General features: G+C 52.3%; 2 protein-coding genes. Both read right to left on the bottom strand.

The genetic code is table 11. From position 1 onward, the window contains the following. Positions 1–437, bottom strand: a 437-nt coding sequence (locus NW827_RS07810) for a Uma2 family endonuclease (RefSeq protein ID WP_414503530.1), incomplete at its 3' end; no start/stop codon positions are given. 58 nt (positions 438–495) lie between these two features. Further along, a partial coding sequence (locus NW827_RS07805) for a Uma2 family endonuclease (protein WP_414503529.1) occupies positions 496–769 on the bottom strand: 274 nt, incomplete at its 5' end.

Genomic DNA, 769 nt, shown 5'->3' with positions numbered 1-769 from the left:
TCTACAATCCAAACGCGGGGGATCCCAGCTTCCAGATAGTCCGCTGCCTTTTGAACCACAGCCCCAAAACTCTGGCCGGAAATCTCCACTACCAGTTCGGGAGCTGTTGGACAAGGGCCGTCTTCCACCTGCTGCTCCGGCCAGCGTTCAAACGAAACATAGAGCAAATCAGGAACGGGAAGCCACTTCTGACCCTGCTTTTGCAAAACAATTGCCAGCTCTGTATATACATCTCCCTTGCCTTGACACCACGCATCCAAAATGAAAAGCAATCGCTTCTGCAGAGAGGCATGAAATCTTTTAGGGGACATCGGCACATCTTTGGGAACAGCTTGCCCATCAACCAGCTCATAGGTCACATCTTCCTCTGGCAAGGCAAGAAACTGTTCTGGAGTGAGTTTTTGATGGGAAGCTGATACCTCTGCAGTTGATAGCATCACGAGTTCCTCATCGCTAACTCTCTTCTTGACTCCAGCTCAAACTTGTCTGAGCCGGCTAAGGGATTCCAGCCTGGGCAAACACATCCTGGGGAACAACCTTCAAGCCCGGCAAGAAATCATCTTGGATGGCTTGGGATCCCGTAAAAGTCTTTGGTGGGGCATCGGGGTAGAAGACGGTGATGCTCTTGGCCTGCGGATCCACAATCCAAACGCGAGGGATCCCGGCCTCTAGATAGTCCGCTGCTTTTTGAGCCACAGCCCCAAAACTCTGACTGGGAGAAAGAATCTCCACTACCAGTTCGGGAATGGCCGAACAGGGCTCATCGGCC

The sequence above is a fragment of the Synechococcus sp. H70.1 genome (genome assembly GCF_047502705.1).
Classification (GTDB): Bacteria; Cyanobacteriota; Cyanobacteriia; order Thermostichales; family Thermostichaceae; genus Thermostichus.
This window is presented reverse-complemented; position numbering and strand designations above follow the sequence as displayed.